The organism is Jeotgalibacillus sp. ET6, assembly GCF_029667115.1.
Classification (GTDB): Bacteria; Bacillota; Bacilli; order Bacillales; family Jeotgalibacillaceae; genus Jeotgalibacillus.
Window position 1 is genome coordinate 704,739 of the sequence record NZ_JARUIU010000001.1, and the last position, 18,747, is coordinate 723,485.

20 protein-coding genes are annotated in these 18,747 nt (G+C 40.7%); 7 read left to right on the forward strand and 13 right to left on the reverse strand.

From position 1 onward, the window contains the following. Positions 1–134: 134 nt before the first annotated feature. Positions 135–1,766, reverse strand: a complete 1,632-nt coding sequence (locus P6709_RS03595) for a Na/Pi cotransporter family protein (RefSeq protein WP_278239509.1) — start codon at positions 1,764–1,766, stop codon at positions 135–137. Between the two features lie 254 nt (positions 1,767–2,020). Between P6709_RS03595 and P6709_RS03600 the strand changes: the two genes are divergently transcribed. Next, positions 2,021–2,794 (forward strand): DUF1189 domain-containing protein, encoded by a 774-nt coding sequence (locus P6709_RS03600; protein WP_278239510.1) that lies wholly within the window; start codon positions 2,021–2,023, stop codon positions 2,792–2,794. Between the two features lie 24 nt (positions 2,795–2,818). Here the strand turns inward: P6709_RS03600 and P6709_RS03605 are convergent, their stop codons facing one another. Beyond that, positions 2,819–4,609, reverse strand: a complete 1,791-nt coding sequence (locus P6709_RS03605) for a methyl-accepting chemotaxis protein (RefSeq protein WP_278239511.1) — start codon at positions 4,607–4,609, stop codon at positions 2,819–2,821. Positions 4,610–4,753: 144 nt separating this feature from the next. On the opposite strand from P6709_RS03605, the gene P6709_RS03610 reads away from it, so the two are divergent. Together P6709_RS03610 and ispG are read left to right on the forward strand one after the other, a co-directional pair. Beyond that, on the forward strand, positions 4,754–5,047 hold the full coding sequence (locus P6709_RS03610) for a hypothetical protein (protein WP_278239512.1): 294 nt from the start codon (positions 4,754–4,756) through the stop codon (positions 5,045–5,047). Positions 5,048–5,153: 106 nt separating this feature from the next. Next, on the forward strand, positions 5,154–6,269 hold the full coding sequence (gene ispG / locus P6709_RS03615; RefSeq protein ID WP_442905289.1) for a flavodoxin-dependent (E)-4-hydroxy-3-methylbut-2-enyl-diphosphate synthase: 1,116 nt from the start codon (positions 5,154–5,156) through the stop codon (positions 6,267–6,269). A 79-nt stretch (positions 6,270–6,348) separates the two neighbouring features. Here ispG and P6709_RS03620 read toward each other — a convergent pair whose 3' ends face one another. Continuing rightward, positions 6,349–6,711: a DUF4190 domain-containing protein gene (locus tag P6709_RS03620; protein ID WP_278239513.1), complete on the reverse strand. Its 363-nt coding sequence runs from the start codon at positions 6,709–6,711 to the stop codon at positions 6,349–6,351. 127 nt (positions 6,712–6,838) lie between these two features. Here P6709_RS03620 and P6709_RS03625 point away from each other — a divergent pair, with 127 nt between their 5' ends. Continuing rightward, complete coding sequence (locus tag P6709_RS03625) at positions 6,839–7,414, forward strand: hypothetical protein (RefSeq protein ID WP_278239514.1); 576 nt, start codon at positions 6,839–6,841, stop codon at positions 7,412–7,414. A 228-nt stretch (positions 7,415–7,642) separates the two neighbouring features. Here P6709_RS03625 and P6709_RS03630 read toward each other — a convergent pair whose 3' ends face one another. The 3 genes from P6709_RS03630 to P6709_RS03640 are packed head-to-tail and all read right to left on the reverse strand — an operon-like array spanning position 7,643 to position 9,696. Then, the gene (locus P6709_RS03630; protein WP_278239515.1) at positions 7,643–8,056 is read right to left on the reverse strand and encodes a Fur family transcriptional regulator; all 414 of its coding nucleotides are present in this window, start codon (positions 8,054–8,056) and stop codon (positions 7,643–7,645) included. A gap of 18 nt (positions 8,057–8,074) precedes the next feature. Further along, positions 8,075–8,914 carry a metal ABC transporter permease gene (locus P6709_RS03635; protein WP_278239516.1) on the reverse strand — a complete coding sequence of 280 codons (840 nt, stop codon included), beginning with the start codon at positions 8,912–8,914 and terminating at the stop codon, positions 8,075–8,077. Beyond that, positions 8,911–9,696: a metal ABC transporter ATP-binding protein gene (locus tag P6709_RS03640; RefSeq protein ID WP_278239517.1), complete on the reverse strand. Its 786-nt coding sequence runs from the start codon at positions 9,694–9,696 to the stop codon at positions 8,911–8,913. The genes P6709_RS03635 and P6709_RS03640 overlap by 4 nt, the downstream gene beginning before the upstream one ends. A 139-nt stretch (positions 9,697–9,835) precedes the next feature. On the opposite strand from P6709_RS03640, the gene P6709_RS03645 reads away from it, so the two are divergent. Beyond that, a complete protein-coding gene (locus P6709_RS03645; RefSeq protein ID WP_278239518.1) occupies positions 9,836–10,102 on the forward strand; it encodes a DUF2624 family protein in 267 nt (88 codons plus the stop codon). 22 nt (positions 10,103–10,124) lie between these two features. Here the strand turns inward: P6709_RS03645 and P6709_RS03650 are convergent, their stop codons facing one another. Next, on the reverse strand, positions 10,125–11,018 hold the full coding sequence (locus P6709_RS03650) for a deoxyribonuclease IV (RefSeq protein WP_278239519.1): 894 nt from the start codon (positions 11,016–11,018) through the stop codon (positions 10,125–10,127). 25 nt (positions 11,019–11,043) lie between these two features. Next, positions 11,044–12,354, reverse strand: a complete 1,311-nt coding sequence (locus P6709_RS03655) for a DEAD/DEAH box helicase (protein WP_278239520.1) — start codon at positions 12,352–12,354, stop codon at positions 11,044–11,046. Between the two features lie 188 nt (positions 12,355–12,542). On the opposite strand from P6709_RS03655, the gene vrrA reads away from it, so the two are divergent. Together vrrA and P6709_RS03665 are read left to right on the forward strand one after the other, a co-directional pair. Then, positions 12,543–13,202 (forward strand): VrrA/YqfQ family protein, encoded by a 660-nt coding sequence (gene vrrA, locus P6709_RS03660; RefSeq protein ID WP_278239521.1) that lies wholly within the window; start codon positions 12,543–12,545, stop codon positions 13,200–13,202. Between the two features lie 80 nt (positions 13,203–13,282). Beyond that, positions 13,283–14,278: a 4-hydroxy-3-methylbut-2-enyl diphosphate reductase gene (locus tag P6709_RS03665; protein WP_278239522.1), complete on the forward strand. Its 996-nt coding sequence runs from the start codon at positions 13,283–13,285 to the stop codon at positions 14,276–14,278. Between the two features lie 61 nt (positions 14,279–14,339). On the opposite strand, the gene P6709_RS03670 is transcribed toward P6709_RS03665, so the two are convergent. The 5 genes from P6709_RS03670 to P6709_RS03690 form a co-directional block, all read right to left on the reverse strand. Then, the gene (locus P6709_RS03670) at positions 14,340–15,461 is read right to left on the reverse strand and encodes a Nif3-like dinuclear metal center hexameric protein (protein ID WP_278239523.1); all 1,122 of its coding nucleotides are present in this window, start codon (positions 15,459–15,461) and stop codon (positions 14,340–14,342) included. Continuing rightward, positions 15,458–16,156 (reverse strand): tRNA (adenine(22)-N(1))-methyltransferase, encoded by a 699-nt coding sequence (locus tag P6709_RS03675; RefSeq protein ID WP_278239524.1) that lies wholly within the window; start codon positions 16,154–16,156, stop codon positions 15,458–15,460. Before P6709_RS03675 ends, P6709_RS03670 begins: the two co-directional genes overlap by 4 nt. Before the next feature lie 103 nt (positions 16,157–16,259). Then, positions 16,260–16,742, reverse strand: coding sequence for a cytochrome c550 (gene cccA, locus P6709_RS03680; protein WP_336618979.1), 483 nt, complete (start codon positions 16,740–16,742; stop codon positions 16,260–16,262). A gap of 183 nt (positions 16,743–16,925) precedes the next feature. After that, complete coding sequence (locus P6709_RS03685) at positions 16,926–18,068, reverse strand: acyl-CoA dehydrogenase family protein (protein ID WP_278239525.1); 1,143 nt, start codon at positions 18,066–18,068, stop codon at positions 16,926–16,928. 80 nt (positions 18,069–18,148) lie between these two features. Then, entirely contained in the window at positions 18,149–18,706 is a 558-nt protein-coding gene (locus tag P6709_RS03690; protein WP_278239526.1) for a hypothetical protein, read from the reverse strand. Between the last annotated feature and the right edge of the window lie 41 nt (positions 18,707–18,747).

Consider the following 18,747-nt stretch of genomic DNA (forward strand, 5'->3'; position numbering starts at 1 on the left):
CGCGTTTCCCCCTCTCTACAATTTAATATACCAGAAGCAAGTTGAAAGCTGCATGTTAACTGTCTTACTGTAGCCTTCAGTTCAGCGAAGAATAAAAAAAAGAGAAGAGCTGAACCGCTCCCCTCTCTACACTTTTATTTTCTTAGCCCTAAAACAGCTTCAGCAATATTAACAGCGTGATCGCCGATTCTCTCAAGATTTGAAACAATATCCACAAAAACAATTCCTGACTGCCCTGAACATTGACCTTCATTCAGTCGTAAAATATGTTTCTTTCTGAATTTGCGTTCCATTTTATCAATAAGATCTTCTTTTTCAGCAACATCTCGTGCAATTGCCTGATCATTTTGATCGAGTGCCTCAATGGAACTTGATACTGCGTCAATGGTCAGCGTAAACATTTCTCTTAAATCTTCCATGGCTTCTTCAGTCATCTTAACTTTATTAGACTGCTGGTAATCCACTAATTCGATAATATTTTCAAAATGGTCGCCTATTCGTTCAATATCCCGAACAGAGTCCATTAAGTTGGAATGTCTTTCAGATTCAGCAGCAGATAAAGAAGCGCTTGAAAGCTGAACCAGATAATCCGTAATCTTATTATCTAAGTTATTGATCGCGTCCTCAATCTGGTAGCCAAGCTCCGCATGTTTCGTGTTCTTCGTTTTCAGGTATTCAAACGATTCATTTAATCCTTGTACAGCAAATGATCCCATTCGCAGTACTTCTTCTTTTGCCTGACCGAGCGCAATAGATGGTGACTGTTCAATAAAGTGAGGGTCAAGGTGTTTTGGTTTAAATTCAACCACAACATCTTTTCCTGGAATAATCTTAGTCACTATAACAGCCAGTAAAGCGATAAACGGAAATTGAACTATTGTATTGGTTACATTGAAGGTACCATGCGCAAATGCAATCTGCATCGCTGGTTCCAATTGCAGGAACTGATCGATCCACGTTATGAACCAGGTAAAAGGCGCCAGCAGGAGCATAAAGATAATTGTACCAATAATATTAAAAAGTACATGAACTGCTGCTGCACGCTTAGCAGCAACAGAAGCTCCAATAGCAGCCAGTACTGCTGTGATTGTAGTTCCGATATTATCCCCAAAAAGAACCGGAATAGCTGCATCAAGAGAAATTAAATTCTCTGCATATAGTCCTTGAAGTACGCCAATCGTGGCACTTGAACTTTGTACAATCATTGTAAAGACCGTACCGACTATAACGCCAAGAACCGGTATTTCACTCATACTTTGTGTTAAATCAATAAACGCTTGAAGTTCACGAAGCGGCTTCATCCCGCCGCTCATTAATTCAAGACCGTAAAATAGCAGACCAAAACCAAAAATAACCTGGCCTGCATTATTTACTTTATTATTTTTTATAAAAAACAGGAGCAGTGCACCAAGTGCCGCGATCGGCAGTGCATATTCTCCAATATCAATTCCGATAATAAAAGCCGTAACGGTTGTACCAATGTTTGCACCCATAATAACACCGATAGCTTGTCTTAAGGTCATAAATCCTGCACTTACAAGACCAATCGTAATAACGGTTGTTCCAGTACTTGTTTGCAGAAGGATTGTTACGAAAATACCTGCAAGTACGCCCATAAAGGGATTTGTCGTAAATCGATCTAAAATTTCTCTTAGCCGGTCCCCAGCAGATCTCTGCAAACCATCTCCCATATATTTAAGACCAAAGAGAAAGATACCCAATCCTCCAATAAATTGAAAGAATACTTCCTGCCAATTCACTTCCATCATTTCAACCCCTGTTAAACATATTTAGACAAATTTCTTGAAAACCCTCTACAATTATTAATTCTTTTTATGCTTTAAGTAAACACTTTTTCGATAAAATTTACAATCGGTTAATAAAGACCGACTAATATTACATTTATGTTACAAAAAGTTGAAAATTATAAATTGTTCACAAACTTTTTATGTTTGAATTCGTGCGTTGAACGATTAAAATATAGAATGGACTTAGAATAGATATAGGAGGACATCCTGTTATGAATTTGTTTAAGCAATTCTGGAAAAGCCTTTACTCTCCCAAGGATATTGCAAGATTTCGATTTCAGGGGATCGGCAAAACGATTCTCTTTTTGTTTTTCCTTGCTATTATTTCTTTAATTCCCGTTATCATTCAAGTAACCCAGCTTGGCAGCACGTTATTTGATGAAGGGGAACAATTACTTCAAAATGAACTTCCTTCTTTTGAGGTTCAGGATGGCAGCCTTAATGCGTCCAATGAAGAACCAGTTACTGTTACTCGATCGGATTTAACAGTAATTGTAGATGACTCAGGTACGATTGAAGCGAACGATTTAATTGGAGAAGCAAATACGTTAGCACTTCTTCAGGAGGAAGCTGTTTTTTCTTTCGGTCCTCAAATTCAGCAGTATCCTTATTCCATGTTTACGGGCATTAATTTCAGCACAGATGGATTAACGGATTTACTATCGTCTCTTGATGGAGCGAAGGGGATCCTTTACTTTTTTATCTTTTTTGTTATGTACGTAATTTCTACAGGTTTCTTATTTATCAAAGTTCTGCTATTTTCGGCATTAGGCTTGTTTATCGCAAGAATTCTTGAGAGAAAATTATCCTACCGCCACAGCTTTCGCATTACCGCTTATAGCCTCACTTTGCCAACTGTGTTTTTTACCATTTTCTCACTTATTGGTTCCACAATACCGGCAGGCAGCTTAATTAACTGGTTAGTAACATCCATTATGATTTACCTTTCCATTAAAGAAATACCGGTTAAAAAGAACGTCTCATAAAAAAAAGAAAGCATCCTGTATCGTTCAGGATGCTTTTTTTAGCCGGTTCCATTTAAATCGTTTCTTTGGATTCTCTCGTGAAGGACCTTCCTCCTGCAGTAAATTAGAATTGCTTAACTCATCAAGTTCTGAAGAGATTTGAGCTAACCGGTTTCCCAGCTCTGCTGCTTCGAGCATTCTGGTTTCCTGAGCGGCAAATTCAGCATCCACCAGCTCTGCATTATAGTTTGCCGATTTTGCAATTGCAGAAACGGATTCTGTTGCCTCTTTAACTGCAGGCATTGTTTTTTGAACCGTTTGAGTATGTTCTTTTAATTCATTCAGTCCGGATTCAGCAAGGCTCATCTCCTCCATCATTTTATCAAATGCTTTTCTTTTCGTATGAGCATCACGGACTTTTAAAATTGATAATTCTTCTATTTCATGGAATTGTTCGACAGCATGACTAGTCATTTTTTTCATTTTAAATAATGAACCCGAAATAGAATCTGTAGCCTCAGCTGCTTTTTCTGCAAGCGTTCTTACTTCTTTGGCTACTACAGCAAATCCTGATCCTGCTTCACCTGCTCTTGCAGCTTCAATAGCAGCATTTAATGCCAGCAGCTTTGTGTTCTCAGCAATGTCATTAATAAACGCAACAACTTTACTTACTTCTTCGGACTGCTGTTCTATATCATGGATCACTTCTGAAAACGGAGTCAGTTTCTGTACGAATTCTGTCATCGATCCTGTTATAAGATCAATGCTCTGTTCTCCAGTTTTTCTCGAGTTCTTCATTTTTTCCGTATTAATAATCAACTGTTCCATTTGGTTCATCATATTCGTTAAATGGATATTCATCTGGTTAAAATGATCCAGGCTTAAACCTGATTGCTCAAATGTTAATTCAGCCCCGTTTTTCATCTGGGAGACGTTTTTCTTCATGGGAACATTATTTAACACAAGTTCTTCTGATGCGCTTTTTAGTTCTCCTCCTACTGATGACAGATTCGTGCTTGTTCTTTTTAAATTACTAATTAGCAGGGAAATATGATCCATCATAACTGAAAAGCTTACATTAAGAGAAATGATCTCTGGTATTGATGTTTTCAATTCACCTCTATCCTTTTGGATAAATCCTTCTCTAACTGCCTTCATATCTTTTTGAAGCAGCTGAATAGGCTTTGATATTGAGTGAACAATCCAGGTGGTCAGCAAAAAGGTAATAATCATTGCAATCAGAAGCAGGAAAAGAATAGATTTTGCAAGTTCCTGCTGCTGACTCAGATAATTTTCCTGAGGAATTGCTATAACATACTCTCCTTTTAATTCCTGCACATTAAAAAATGCAAATGTATAATCCCTTCCATTTTCATTTTTGTGAATAATTCCTTTCTTTTTTTCTTTAATTTCATGTATTGTCTCAGCAGAGAGCGTAAAGTTGGCAGCTTTTCGGCCCAAGCCGGAAGATTCCCCTTCCTGCAGGAGAAAAATTTCTGCAAATAACTCGTCCTGACCGAGGTTCGCTTTTTGTTGCTCTGCTGCCTGATTAACCTGCTTTATAAATGCCTCCTCATTTCCAACATGCATAAGCATAGAATTGCGAATAATTTCATTAGATAAAGTAACTTCTCTCATCAGTCTTTGTTCGACTAACTCAGTTGTTCTCTCTACAGATGCTGAATAGCTCTGATAACCGATAATAGACGTAGAGGTAAATACAATTGCCAGCAAAGGGACCAGGAGCCTGGTTTTAAGAGAAAAGCCGCGTCTTTTAGGTAATGGAATTTTCTTAATAAGTTCAGCTGCTTTTCTTCCGTTTCGTTTAAACTTCATGATACAAATAACCCCCTAAATGATATGGGTCTATTTTCTCATTAGTTTTTAAAGTTTTGATGGCATAAATATTAATTTGCTGTAAAGAAGGTCTATAAAATTCATTCAGCCATATCTTTCAGTAGAAAGATATGGGGTGATAAAATGAAAAAAATGATTTTCGCTTTGTTGATCATGCTCATTATGTATATTGGATATGCGGATTTTACACAAGGGACAATTATTCATGAATTGGATAGTGAAACTATTGATATGACAAGCATTGAGGCGGAGGCTAAGCCAGGGGATACCCTTATCAGTATGATGAAACGTCATGATATATTGCCGGTGACTTTTAACATTGACACACTCTCTCAGGAATTCACAATGCTGAACGGAGGATTGCCTCCACATAAAATCGTGGCTGGAGAACAATATTTGCTTCCTATTGCAAAGTGAAACTGTCTGCACTCTATTTCTTGTCATCCGTAATTGAAGACTGTTAAAATAATAGAGAATCAGCTACAATAGGAAAGCAAGTATACAAAAAGGGAGCGAATGACACTTGAGTGACATCATACATCGTTCAAAAACAAGACCAGTCAAAGTCGGTGATCTGACCATTGGCGGAAGCAACGAACTATTTATTCAAAGTATGACAACAACCAAAACACATGATGTTGAAGCAACAGTAGCTGAAATACATCGTTTAGAAGAAGCAGGCTGCCAGGTAGTCAGAGTCGCATGTCCTGATGAACGTGCAGCAGATGCCATTGCTGATATTAAAAGACAAATTAATATCCCTCTTGTTGTAGATATACATTTTGACTATAAGCTGGCCCTTAAAGCAATTGAAGGCGGAGCAGACAAGATTCGGATTAATCCCGGCAATATAGGAAGAAGAGAAAAAGTGGAAGCTGTTGTGAAGGCCGCCAAAGCTAAAAACATCCCTATCCGGATTGGGGTGAACGCAGGAAGCCTGGAGCGGAAGATTGTCGAGAAATATGGCTATCCAACAGCAGACGGCATGGTGGAAAGCGCCCTGCATCACATAAAAATTCTTGAAGATCTTGATTTTTATGATATTATAGTTTCCATGAAAGCATCAGACGTCAATCTGGCAATAGAAGCCTATGAAAAAGCGTCACGTGCATTTGACTATCCACTTCACCTTGGCATCACAGAATCAGGTACACTCTTTGCAGGAACAGTTAAAAGTGCTGCCGGTCTTGGCGCTATACTGAGTAAAGGTATCGGGAATACACTGCGGATCTCGCTCAGTGCGGACCCGGTTGAAGAAGTTAAAGTAGCACGCGAATTGCTTAAATCCTTTGGATTAGCGTCAAATGCCGCCACACTCATTTCATGTCCTACATGCGGGCGTATTGAAATCGACTTAATTTCCATTGCGAATGAAGTGGAAGAGTATATTTCAACTATAAAAGCCCCTATTAAAGTTGCCGTTCTAGGCTGCGCTGTGAATGGACCCGGTGAAGCCCGGGAAGCAGATATAGGAATTGCTGGTGCTCGCGGCGAGGGACTCCTTTTCATGAAAGGAAAAACGGTTCGCAAAGTACCTGAAGAAACGATGGTTGAAGAATTAAAGATTGAAATTGACAAATTGGCCGAAGAGCATTATAAAAAGCAGCGGGAAGAAGCTGAAGCTGCCGCTTTGTCTTAAAATGCGTAAAAAGCCTACATCTGAATTTTGAATAGATTAAACAATCGGACTCGACGGTGTGCTGTCGGTCCGATTTTTATTAGAAAAAAGGGGCAATTAAAAATCCGAAAAACACGGCTGCTGTTCCAAGACCAATACCCCAGCCCGACGCTTTGGTGCTTCCCGCTTTTCGTGCAATGAAACCAAGGACAATCGCAATTAAACCAAATATCACCGGTGAGGTAAAGAAAGCAATGATCCCAGCGATGAGGGAAGATAACCCGAGCCATGTTCCTTTGTTTGTATTTTCTATTTTTCCATCACGAGAGGGTTCATTGTTATTCGCATAGGACTGCTCTCGCCCAACGTTTACTTGAGCCAGTTCACTGGCCATCTCCTGGTTGTAGGAAGTTCTTTCATGAACTTTTTCCAAACCCGTCTGATTTTTTTCTTCTTCATACATTTACGTCACCTCCATTCCTGCCCATTCGGCAGTCTTAGTATGAGCAAATGTCGTCTCTCCTATTGATGAATTTTTTCAGGAGTATTTATGCTACAATAAATGAATGAATGCAAAGGAGTTTTGTTGAATGACTAAACGATTTGGAATAGATATTGACGGAACTGTAACATGCCCTACTTCCCTTATACCGCATATTAACGAAGCATTTGACAAATCATTGTCGCTGGATGATTTGACAGAATATGATTTAACCAAAGCGCTTCCTGATATTTCGCCGGATGCTTTTTCGAAATGGTTTTTGAAAGCGGAGCCTGCCATTTATTCTTCGTCTCCTGTTGTCCAGCATGCAGATGAAATTTTAGAGCAGTGGAAGGACGATCATGAATTATTTTTTATCAGCGCAAGAAGTTATAAGCATATTGATTTAACGATGAATTGGTTTCTGGAAAAAAATATTCGATACGACCATATAGAGTTGATTGGATCGCATGATAAAGTAAAAACTGCGCAGAAGTTCAACGTGGATATTTTCTTTGAGGACAAGCATGATAATGCGGTCATGATTCATGAAGAATGCGATATTCCGGTGATTCTGTTTGATACCCCTTATAACCGGGAGCCTATACCTCAGGGAGTGATCCGGGTAAATAACTGGCTGGATGCAAAAAACTGGGTGAACGACTGGCTTCTTAAAACAACGTAAAAATAAATAAGCCTGGGACTAAACTCAAAAAAGTTTATAAAATGAGGATATATTATTAGTAGTAGGTGAGCGTAGCGTAAGGTGGCGACTCCTCCAGGATGTGACGGCAAGCTGAGACTTTACAGGGCAAGGCCCTGAAAAGGCTCAGCGCCGTCCCTGCGGAAAGCGTCCGCCTGAAGCGAAGTGAACCGGTCGTAGAGCTTGAGACACTTTTGTCCCAAGCTCTTTTTATTGTTGACATTCCGGACAAGTACCATAAATTTCAAATTTATGTCCCGAAACATTATAACCATTCAAATTTTCGCTTAAATCAATCATGGGACAGGTATGAATTTCCTTTGTCTTTCCGCAGTCCATGCAAATAAAGTGATGATGATGTTCGTGGCTTTTGCATGTAAAGCGAAAGTGACGCTCTCCGGACAATTCTGTTTCTTCCAAAATGCCGAGCTCTTCAAACAGCGAAAGATTTCTGTAGATCGTGTCAAAGCTCAACCCTTTATAATCATGATTCATCGCTTCGAGTACTTCTCTAGCTGTCATGTATCTGTCATGCTTAGCAAAATATTCAAGCATAAATTCCCGCTTGCCGGTATGCTTATAACCTTTATCTTTTAAAAGCTGCATTGCATAGGTTACATTCATTTGTGGATCACCCCTGTCTTATTTTCTCATGGCCTGAAGTTTTTTAAAAGCAATGGCTGTCAACAAAATCAGGATTGAGGACAAAACGATGGTTCCACCAGGCGCCAGATCAAGATAAAAAGCACTGAACAACCCGAAGATAACCGCTGTTTCTCCAAAAGCTATGGAAAAGAAAATCGTCTGCTTAAAGCCTCTGGCTACCCTCATGGCAGCTGCTACCGGAAGTGTCATTAAAGAGGACACAAGCAGAATGCCTACAATCCTCATTGATGCCGCAATAACAAGCGCCACCATGATCATAAAGACAAGATGAAGGAATCGGGTGGATAAACCGGAAGCTTTTCCGTACTCTTCATCAAAGGATAGCAAAAATAATTCTTTATATAATAAAATAACGACTGAAATTACAGTGACAGCAATTGCAAGAATCAGCCAAAGATCACTCCTGCTGACTGCACTGACACTTCCGAATAAATAGCTGAATAAGTCCGTATTAAATCCGTCAGCCAGAGAAATAAAAATCACACCTATCCCAATTCCCCCGGACAGAATGATCGGTATGGCAAGCTCCTGGTAATGTTTATAAACCGTTCTGAGCCTCTCTATAAATAAAGACCCTGCTACAGAGAATCCCATTCCGAGCCACAACGGGTTCAGACCGTTAAAAACAACAAACGTTTTACTTAAAAATAAACTTGCCGCAATGCCAGATAATGTTACATGACTTAGGGCATCTGCGATCAAAGACAGTCTTCTTACTACAATAAACGCGCCTAACAAGGGGGCGATCACACCAATAATTAAACCTGTCAAAAAAGCATTCTGTAAAAACTCATACTCAAATATCGCCTGAATCATAGGGTCGGTGCCTCATTGGAGTGATCATGGTCATGATGGAGACGCTGAACGTCATGTCCGTAAAACTGTGACAGTTCATTGTCTTTTACCTGTTCAAAATCCTCCGTACTTCCATGAAAATGCATCGTATTGTTCAAGCAGGCAACGTGCGTAACCTTGTTTGTAATCGTGCCTATATCATGTGTAACCAGCATTAATGTAATAGACAACTCTTTATTCAGCCGCTCGAGCATATCATAAAATGTCTGCACATTTTTCGAATCTACTCCAACTGTCGGTTCATCCAGAATTAATACATCGGGTTCACTTACAATGGCACGTGCAATAAACACCCTTTGCTGCTGTCCTCCGGATAATTCACCAATATTGCGATCCATGAATTCCTCCATACTGACAGCCTGGATCGCTTTTTCAATTTGAGGTCTTCTTTTGTTCCCGATCATTCTGAATAAACCCGCTTTTTTTGTCAGCCCGCTTGCAACCACCTCATAAACAGTTGCAGGAAATCCTGTATTAAAGGCATTCGCTTTTTGGGATACGTAGCCGATTCTTTCCCACTCACGAAACTTAGATTGCTGCTGTCCAAATAGCACGACAGAACCTTTTCTTGGCTTTTGAAGACCAAGTATTATTTTTAGCATCGTCGATTTCCCTGATCCATTGGGTCCGACAATTCCTAAAAAAGCACCTTTAGGAACAGCCAGATTAATATTTGTCAGAACCAGATCGCGATCATAGCGATAGTGTATATTTTTCAACTCGATTACATTGGATGACTCCATAGTAACATCCCTTTCGAACAAGAATCGTTCCGATTTACAAATACTGAGTATACACAAAAACGCACCGCTTGTAAATGATTTGATTCTATTCTCACCTTATAGGCGCCTTGTGCATACAGTGACGGTAGGAGGCGATTATATGAAATGGCTGCAAACATTTGTAAACACAAAACTGCATCAACTCACGGCTGAAGAGCTTAGACGATATGCTGCTCCTTTTGATCTGAAACTTACAAATAGAGAAAGTGAAATATTAGCACGTCTTTTAAAACAGAACAAAATTGATTTTTTCAATGAAAAAGAACGCTCAATGCTTTTTAAACGGACCGAAGAGATACTCGGTACTGCCCGTTCACGCAAGTTGGAATCGATTGTTCAAACGTTTCTGCATGAAAATAAGCTGTGAGTCTCAGCTCACAGCTTATTTTTTATTGGTTAAAAATTTCTTCGAGTACTTTAGGGTTAAACGTTTTTTCTTTTAACATGCTGATTTCGAATTTATAAGGAGGTTTTTTATCTTTTTTATCTTCACCGACATAAGGAGTTTCCAGGATCTTTGGAATATCTTTAAAGGCTTCATGATGAACAATGTAGGATAATGCGTCAAAGCCGATATGCCCAAAGCCGATGTTTTCATGGCGGTCCTTGGCAGCGCCTCTGACATTTTTACTGTCGTTCACATGGACGACCTTAATTCGGTCAATACCGACCATTTTATCAAATTCATTTAAAACTCCATCAAAATCATGAACCAGATCGTAGCCGGCATCATGGGTATGGCAGGTATCAAAACAGACGGAGAGCTTTTCATTATGAGTTACTCCATCAATGATTCTGGCAATTTCCTCAAAACTCTTCCCGCACTCAGAACCTTTTCCCGCCATCGTTTCAAGCGCAATCTGAACTTCCTGGTCTTTGGTAATCACTTCATTCAAGCCTTCAATAATTCTTGCAATGCCTGCTTCTTCCCCCGCTCCTACATGTGCACCTGGATGGAGAACAATTTGTTTTGATCCCAGAGCGGCTGTTCGCTCGGTTTCAGAACGAAGAAAGTTGATTCCGAGTTCAAACGTCTCAGGCTTTGAGGTATTGCCGATATTAATAATGTAAGGGGCGTGAACGACAATATCAGTGATGCCGTTTTCTTTCATATGCTTTGCGCCTGCCTCAATATTTAGATCTTCAATGGCTTTCCGGCGTGTGTTTTGAGGCGCGCCTGTATAAATCATAAATGTTGAAGAGCCGTAAGATGCTGCTTCTTCGCTGGCAGCCAGCAGCATTTTTTTACCGCCCATAGATACGTGGGAACCGATTTTCAACATGACGATCTCCTTTCAGATAAATAATTTAATCGTTGTTGCGGCGTTTAATGCGGCGTTCTCTTTTTTTAATTTTGTCCATCTTAAATTGCATTTTCTTTTTATATCCCGGTTTTACTTTTTTCGGTTTTCTGACAAGTGATTTAGCTTTTGCATCTGTTTCATTTTCTGTTTTCTTACGGTTTGTCCGTTTATGACGCTCCGTCAGGTCTACCCACTCGCCATTACGCACTTCCTGATGCTTGAAGCTGATTCCTTTTCTCTCAATCTGGTTCAATGCATCCTCGTCACTCGGCTCATACAGTGTAACGGCAACGCCAGAATGACCTGCACGAGCTGTCCGCCCTACGCGGTGTGTAAAAAAGTCCAGATCTGTCGGCAGTTCAAAATTAATCACATGGCTGACCCCTGGAATATCAATTCCTCTTGCTGCAAGATCAGTCGCAATAATGTATTGATACTCAAGATCTCGGATCTGCTTCATCATTCTTGACCGTTCACGGGCAGCCAGTCCACCGTGGACTCTTCCTACCTTCATTCCTTTAGAAAGTAAAGCATCTGCTACTTCATCCGCCTTAGCTTTCGTGTTTGTGAACACAATAGCCAAGTATGGATTAAACGATTGCAGCACATCATGCAATACTTCAATTTTACTCCGACTCTTTTTTGGAACGAGTACAAATTCAATATTCTGTGCAAGAATTTGTTTCGGCTCAATATGGGCATATTGAGGGTTTTCCATATATTTCTTCAGGAAAGGTTTTAATTTCTCCGGGATCGTCGCAGAGAAAACAAGTATTTGAAGATTTTCCGGCATTCTCGCCGCGATCTGGTCTACGTCTTCGATAAATCCCATTTCAAGCATCAGATCTGCCTCATCAATGACAATAGATCCAGCTGTATGAACAAACAAAGCCTGTTCCTTAACAAGATCATTAATTCTTCCAGGTGTCCCTACCACTATCTGAGGCTGCGATTTAAGCTTATCGATGGTGCGTTGTTTATCTGTACCACCAACAAAACATTTGCTCGAAATCGATTGATTAAAGCGATCTGTAATTTTTACAGCTTCGTGATGGATTTGTTTAGCTAATTCTCTTGTGGGTGCAGTAATAACGACCTGAACTTCTTCTCTTTCAAGATCAATCTTATCAAGAAGGGGCAGCAGATAAGCATGTGTTTTTCCGGTGCCAGTCTGTGATTGGCCAATTGCGCTTTGGCCCTTTTTAATCATAGGGATCATTTTCTCTTGAATAGGTGTTGGTTCATGGAAACCTAAAGCGTTAATTGCATCATCTATAAAAGGGTTAAATTCGTATCTTGTAAAACCGTGTGACATTTGTCAATCACTCCTTTTTCATTATCCTCGATCAAATGAATCTTGGATGTGTCCAAAACTCTATTATAGTCAAGTTTATCCCAAAACACCAGAAACGATTTTTGATAATGAATATATGGACGTCCCTTCCTCTTTCTTACTAATTGCATATACTGAATTAGTCATCCATGTAAAGCGAGGCGAAAATAATGAATCGGAGACAAAAAATTTCAAATACAGGGTTTCAACTGCCCGCTGGTTTACGCTCTCAGCATCAGCCTTTTAATTCAAATTACTCCAGGCAATCCGGCTTTCCTTTCGGAGGAATATCTCCTTTTACTCAAGGGCAGCAGCCTGCTCAAAAAAGAGGACTTTTTTCAGCTTTCGGCCGTCAAAAGCAGCAAAGCCAAGGGGGGCTGAGAAATCTTTTTCAGGGAGCAGGCAACTCCTCTCCTAACCCAATAACCCCCTTTTATTCGGGTTCAAATGCACCAGAATCTTCTTCAAGGGGGATTGCTTCATTGCTGTCTGGAGGATCTGGTTCAGGCAGCGGAGCAACAAGTGCATTTTCGATGGCAAGTATTCAAAAATGGGTGGGCAGTACACAGCAGATGATTCAAACAGCGCAGCAGGCCCTTCCCATGATTCAGCAGTACGGACCTCTTGTTAGGAATTTTCCTGCTATGTGGAAGCTCTATCGCAGTCTCAATAGCGAAGATAAAGAAAATGACACAGATCTCTCAACTGACGTTGAAAAAGAGGACAGTCTGCTGCTCATTGAAAAGGATGAGAAACTATCTTTAGAGCCTGCCGTGGATAAACCGGTGCCAGCAAAACCGAAAACCTCTGTGCCCAAACTCTATGTGTAAGAATGACTAATATTATTTGTAGGCAGTGGGCAACTCCTTTATAATGGTCGTATACAGATCGTTCAAGTAGGAGGATTTTAATGAATACAATTAAAATAACACCACGAGGCTACTGCTACGGCGTAGTGGATGCTATGGTGATCGCAAGAAACGCCGCTATGGATAAAACCCTGCCAAGACCCATTTATATATTAGGAATGATCGTGCATAACAAGCATGTTACAGATGCATTTGAAGAAGAAGGCATCGTTACATTGGACGGTGAAAATAGGAAAGATATCCTGGAAAAAGTAGAAAAAGGGACCGTTATTTTTACTGCCCATGGTGTTTCTCCCGAAGTAAGAGAGATCGCGAGACAAAAAGGATTAACTTCAATCGATGCAACTTGTCCCGATGTGACCAGGACTCATGATTTGATCAGGGAAAAAGAATCGCAGGGCTACGATGTCGTTTATATCGGCAAGAAAGGACACCCGGAGCCTGAAGGTGCTGTTGGCGTGGCTCCATCCATTGTCCATTTGATTGAAACGCCTTCAGATGTTGACTCCCTCGTCATTTCAAATGAAAAAATAATTGTTACGAATCAAACGACGATGAGTCAATGGGACGTACTTGAGGTAATTGAAAAAGTAAAGGAAAAGTACCCCCAGACTGAGGAGCATAAAGAAATCTGTCTGGCTACACAGGTAAGACAGGAAGCTGTAGCTGAGCAGGCAGGGGCTGCAGATGTTCTGATTGTAGTTGGCGACCCTATGAGCAATAACTCCAATCGGCTGGCACAGGTTTCACAGGATATTGCAGGTACACCAGCCTACCGGGTAGCTGATGTCACAGAGATAAAATCCGAATGGCTGACGGGTGCTCAAACAGTAGCGGTTACTGCAGGTGCGTCAACACCTACCCCAATCGTTAAAGAAGTGATGAATTACGTTAATCAATTTGATCCAAATGACAAAGCAACCTGGCAGAACGAAAAGAAAGTGCCCCTTTCAAAGATACTGCCTAGGATCAAGACTCCTTCTAAACCGATAACAATATTGCCGTATTCTGCACAAACGCAGGATATGAAAAAGTAGTATATAGCAGGCTGGCAGATGGACTTCTTATCCATCTGGCAGCCTTTTCAATTTCATTTGTTTATTTAAAAGAGAAAGGATCAGTATGAATGGATGATGCGATAAATTCCACATCGAATCCTTTTTCCTCACATCGTCTCTTCATTTCCTCTGCTGTACCATTTTTCATCACTTTTTCTATATTATGTCCAGGATCAACAATACACAGTCCCAGAGCGGCAGCATCATGTGCAATATGATAATCCACATCACCCGTAACATAGACATCGGCGCCGCTGAATTTTGCTGCTTTCATGTATTTGTTTCCGGTTCCTCCAAGAACAGCGACCTTTTGAATAGAAGTTGCAGGATCCCCTACATATCTAAGGGCAGGGATATCAAACTGGATTTTCACAAAGTCTGTAAACTCATTTAGCGTCATCTTTTTATTCAGCGTACCAACTCTGCCAAGCCCACGTTCAGGCCCTTTTCTTGATTCTTCAAAAACATCATATGCCACTTCTTCATAAGGGTGGGCTTTCAGCATTGCCTGTATAACTTTTTTTTCTATTGATTCAAACAGGATGGTTTCAATTCTTGTTTCTTTTACTTCTTCCAGTTCATTCACTGATCCAATAAAGGGGTCAGATCCTTCTGCCGGCATGAAGCGTCCAGTTCCAGTAGAGGTGAAACTGCAGTGAGAGTAATCTCCCGCCTGACCGGCTCCTGCCTCTGCCATTGCTTTCCTGACTTGTTCTGCGTGGCTTTCCGGGGCAAACACAACTACTTTCTTCAAACGATCTTCTGTGGTCGGGACAAGAACTTTAGTATTTGAAAGCTTAAGCTGCTCAGCCAGCAAGTCATTTACACCGCCATCTGTTATATCCAGATTTGTATGAGCCACATAGACCGCTATATCATGCTGTATAAGCTTAGCGATGATCCGCCCTGAGGATAGATCAGTTTGAATGGTTTTAAGCGGTCTGTAAATGATTGGGTGGTGCGCGATAATCAGGTTAACACCCTCTCTGACTGCTTCGTCCACCACTTCTTCCAGGACATCAAGCGCTGTCATCACCTTTTTTACCTTTTGATTCAGTCTGCCGATCTGCAAACCACCAGGATCTCCTTCCATCGCAAGATTTTTAGGTGAAAACTGCTCAAAAAGTTCAATTATCTGGTATCCGTTTGCTTCTTTTTTCAACGCAATGCCTCCTTTACAATCGTCATTTTCTCTCTAAGTTCTTCTTTCTTTGCTTCAATTATTTCGGATGGCTCCGCCTGTGTCAGCTGACGTAAGATCCGCTCCCACTGCTTGTATTCCTCATTCCACTTTTGCTGAAACACAGCGGAATTTTCTTTTGCTAAAAACGGGCCGAGGAGGCGGTCTGCGTAAGTTAGCTCAATTAACCTTTCCGATGGTTCTGCCACAAGAATCTCATATACTTTGCCATCCTCCTCCAAAATTTCTTCGGCAATCAATTTCCATTGATTTCGGGTCAGCCAGTCCCTGATGGAAATAGCACTAATATTGGGCTGAAGAATTAATCGCTGTACACCGGGCAGTTTACTTTTTCCATCTTCCAGTATTTGAGAAATTAGCGGTCCGCCCATACCTGCAATGGTAACGACATCCACTTCGCCAATGTTTAAAACAGAAAGACCGCTTCCTTTTCTTACATTGATTACCTGTTTTAGACCATCGTCCTCCACTTGTTTAAGGGCAGACTGAAATGGACCTTCAGCAACTTCACCTGCAATTGCGGAAACCGCTATTTTTTTATGTATTAAATAACATGGCAGGTAAGCATGATCAGAGCCAATGTCTGCGGTAACAGACCCTTTTGGGACGAAAGATGCTACTGCGGTTAATCGTTTAGAAAGCTGATTGCTATTCATTATTTCACCTCTTCACAGTATAAAAAGATAAAAGGGCGCACCATTTATTATGGCCGCCCCTTTAATCGTAATTGGAAAATCAGATCTTTTAAGTCAAGAGAGATTAAGCTCCTTCTTCCTCAGAACCTTCTTCTCCGCCTTCTTCTTCAGATCCTTCTTCTTCAGACCCTTCTTCTTCAGCGCCTTCTTCTCCGCCTTCTTCAGAGCCCTCTCCTCCGCCTTCTTCAAGACCGATTTGAGCTACCCATTCCGCCATAGCATCAGCATTTGCCTCATCCACTTGGCCGCCAGGCATTGAACCTTGTCCGTTCAGCATAATATCTGCAATTTCACTTACTTCCAGACGCTCACCGACTCCTTCAAGAGCAGGACCTGCTCCGCCTTCGTAGTTTTCACCGTGACAGCCGATACAGGTGGATTGATAGTGAGCTTCAGGATCAAAATCTGACCCGCCTGCTTCTTCACCGCCGCCTTCTTCTTCAGCTGCTTCTTCAGATTCATTCAGACCTTGAATAGACATAAAAAACACAACGCCGAATCCAAGTACCATGATCAGTAGAAATGGTATAATAGGATTTTTATTCATACAGTACCCTCCCTTTTTTAAAAAATTATGTAGCAATCATTCATATGAAAGCAGTTTGAACACTACATATTTTACTCTACTATTCGACAATCGGAAAGACCCAATACTCAACTTTTCCCTTTTTGTCGCATTTTAGACACAAAGAAAATCATTTTTTTAAAAAAGGGTTTATTTCCAGCTCGTTTACTGACAGCCGATTTCTCTTGAAATCACCATTCTCTGGACCTCAGATGTTCCTTCTCCAATTTCAAGAAGTTTTGCATCCCTTAAATATCTTTCTACATGATACTCTTTCATATACCCGTAGCCACCATGAATTTGTATAGCTTCGTCACACACCTCCATACAAATTTCTGATGCATACAGCTTCGCCATTGAAGCTTCTTTTGTAAATTTCTTTCCCTGATCCTTAAGCCACGCTGCTTTATACGTCATGGTCCTTGCCAGTTCGATTTTCATTGCCATATCAGCGAGTTTAAATTGTGTTACTTGAAAAGACGAGATCGGACGGCCAAATTGATGGCGTTCTTTTGAGTAACTGAGCGCTCGCTCGTATGCCGCCTGTGCAATTCCTACAGCCATAGCAGCAATTCCAATCCTTCCACCATCCAATGTTATTAAAAACTGTCTGAAACCTTCACCGCGTTTTCCAAGAAGATTTTCCTGAGGAACTTTAACGTCTTCTAACACAAGTTCAGTGGTATTGGATGAATGCAAGCCCATTTTTTCATAATTATCAATTACTTTAAAGCCTTCTGCATCCGTTGGAACAATAATGGCGCTGATTTCTTTTTGTCCATTGTTCGTTCCGGTAATGGCAGTTAATGCGAGATACTTTGCCCAGCTGGCATTTGTAATATAGCTTTTATTTCCATTAAGTATATAATCTGTTCCGTCTTCTTTAGCACTCGTCTGGGTTCCTCCTGCGTCTGATCCGGCATTAGGCTCTGTTAAACCAAATGCCCCAAGTGATTCTCCAGAACAAATCTGGGGTAAATAGGCTTCTTTTTGTTTGTCGGTGCCAAACATATGGATAGGGGCTCCCCCCAGCGAGATATGAGCTGAATATGTAATACCTGTTGATCCGCAAGCACGGCTTAATTCTTCTGTAACGATTGCAAAGCTTGTTGTATCTGCTCCAGCACCCCCGTACTCCTCTGAAAACGGCAGCCCCATCATTCCCAGTTCCCCAAGCTGTTTCATCTCATCTTTTGGAAATGCCTTCGTTCGGTCCCGCTCCAGTGCCCCGGGAGCTACTACTTCCTGTGCAAATTCCCGTATCGTACGCTGAATCATCTGCTGTTCTTGAGTAAGTTCAAAATTCATATCCATCCCCCTTAGTTGTATCCGCTTTCATTTCTATTATAAGAGAAGATGAGCCTATTCTACAAGTTTATCTCAAACAGTTAACTATATTGATAGATACTAATCATTAGTACAGCCATTCCCAAAAAGCCTCCAGCACTTAAATAGCTTAATTTATATTTCCACCCCATAACCATCCAGACTACACATTGAATCCCAATAGTAAAAAACAGCAGGGGCAGGTTGTCTGAAAAATAACTTTCCCAAGTCTGTAAGCTTTGAAGAAGAAGGATGAAAACTGCCGTAATAATAGCTATATGCCTTACCCACTTATTTGTTTTCCTTTTCAATCCCTGAATGAGAAGAAAAACGACAAAAATCGATAAAAACGCTGTTTGCAAAATTATAGATAACTCAGTAAAATTGAAAACAACAAGAGAAATCAATGCCAGCCATATGATGATTATTGAAAAGAAATTTGAAGAAGAACGATTAAAGGCCCGTTCAGCAAGATGCTCTGAAGAGCGAGGGTTCTCGTTTACCGCTTCCCCTTCATTGTACAACGCGAGCAGATAATCACAATAATGGGGAGGAAGCATCTTATTTGCTTTCCAGTACAAAATTTCATTTGTGATGATTTCTTTTCTTTGTTCTCTCATGATTACCGCTCCTATGTCAGATCTTATAAAAAAAGCCAACC

What these genes read in the sequence shown, in the direction of transcription:
- P6709_RS03685 (WP_278239525.1), bottom strand. Translation starts at nt 18,068, where the DNA reads ATGAATTTTGAACTTACTCAAGAACAGCAGATGATTCAGCGTACGATA.
- cccA (WP_336618979.1), bottom strand. Translation starts at nt 16,742, where the DNA reads ATGAATAAAAATCCTATTATACCATTTCTACTGATCATGGTACTTGGA.
- vrrA (WP_278239521.1), top strand. Translation starts at nt 12,543, where the DNA reads ATGAATCGGAGACAAAAAATTTCAAATACAGGGTTTCAACTGCCCGCT.
- P6709_RS03650 (WP_278239519.1), bottom strand. Translation starts at nt 11,018, where the DNA reads ATGTTGAAAATCGGTTCCCACGTATCTATGGGCGGTAAAAAAATGCTG.
- P6709_RS03690 (WP_278239526.1), bottom strand. Translation starts at nt 18,706, where the DNA reads ATGAGAGAACAAAGAAAAGAAATCATCACAAATGAAATTTTGTACTGG.
- P6709_RS03640 (WP_278239517.1), bottom strand. Translation starts at nt 9,696, where the DNA reads ATGGAGTCATCCAATGTAATCGAGTTGAAAAATATACACTATCGCTAT.
- P6709_RS03655 (WP_278239520.1), bottom strand. Translation starts at nt 12,354, where the DNA reads ATGTCACACGGTTTTACAAGATACGAATTTAACCCTTTTATAGATGAT.
- P6709_RS03595 (WP_278239509.1), bottom strand. Translation starts at nt 1,766, where the DNA reads ATGGAAGTGAATTGGCAGGAAGTATTCTTTCAATTTATTGGAGGATTG.
- P6709_RS03675 (WP_278239524.1), bottom strand. Translation starts at nt 16,156, where the DNA reads ATGAATAGCAATCAGCTTTCTAAACGATTAACCGCAGTAGCATCTTTC.
- P6709_RS03620 (WP_278239513.1), bottom strand. Translation starts at nt 6,711, where the DNA reads ATGTATGAAGAAGAAAAAAATCAGACGGGTTTGGAAAAAGTTCATGAA.
- P6709_RS03630 (WP_278239515.1), bottom strand. Translation starts at nt 8,056, where the DNA reads ATGAATGTAACCTATGCAATGCAGCTTTTAAAAGATAAAGGTTATAAG.
- P6709_RS03605 (WP_278239511.1), bottom strand. Translation starts at nt 4,609, where the DNA reads ATGAAGTTTAAACGAAACGGAAGAAAAGCAGCTGAACTTATTAAGAAA.
- P6709_RS03635 (WP_278239516.1), bottom strand. Translation starts at nt 8,914, where the DNA reads ATGATTCAGGCGATATTTGAGTATGAGTTTTTACAGAATGCTTTTTTG.
- P6709_RS03625 (WP_278239514.1), top strand. Translation starts at nt 6,839, where the DNA reads ATGACTAAACGATTTGGAATAGATATTGACGGAACTGTAACATGCCCT.
- P6709_RS03645 (WP_278239518.1), top strand. Translation starts at nt 9,836, where the DNA reads ATGAAATGGCTGCAAACATTTGTAAACACAAAACTGCATCAACTCACG.
- P6709_RS03600 (WP_278239510.1), top strand. Translation starts at nt 2,021, where the DNA reads ATGAATTTGTTTAAGCAATTCTGGAAAAGCCTTTACTCTCCCAAGGAT.
- P6709_RS03610 (WP_278239512.1), top strand. Translation starts at nt 4,754, where the DNA reads ATGAAAAAAATGATTTTCGCTTTGTTGATCATGCTCATTATGTATATT.
- P6709_RS03665 (WP_278239522.1), top strand. Translation starts at nt 13,283, where the DNA reads ATGAATACAATTAAAATAACACCACGAGGCTACTGCTACGGCGTAGTG.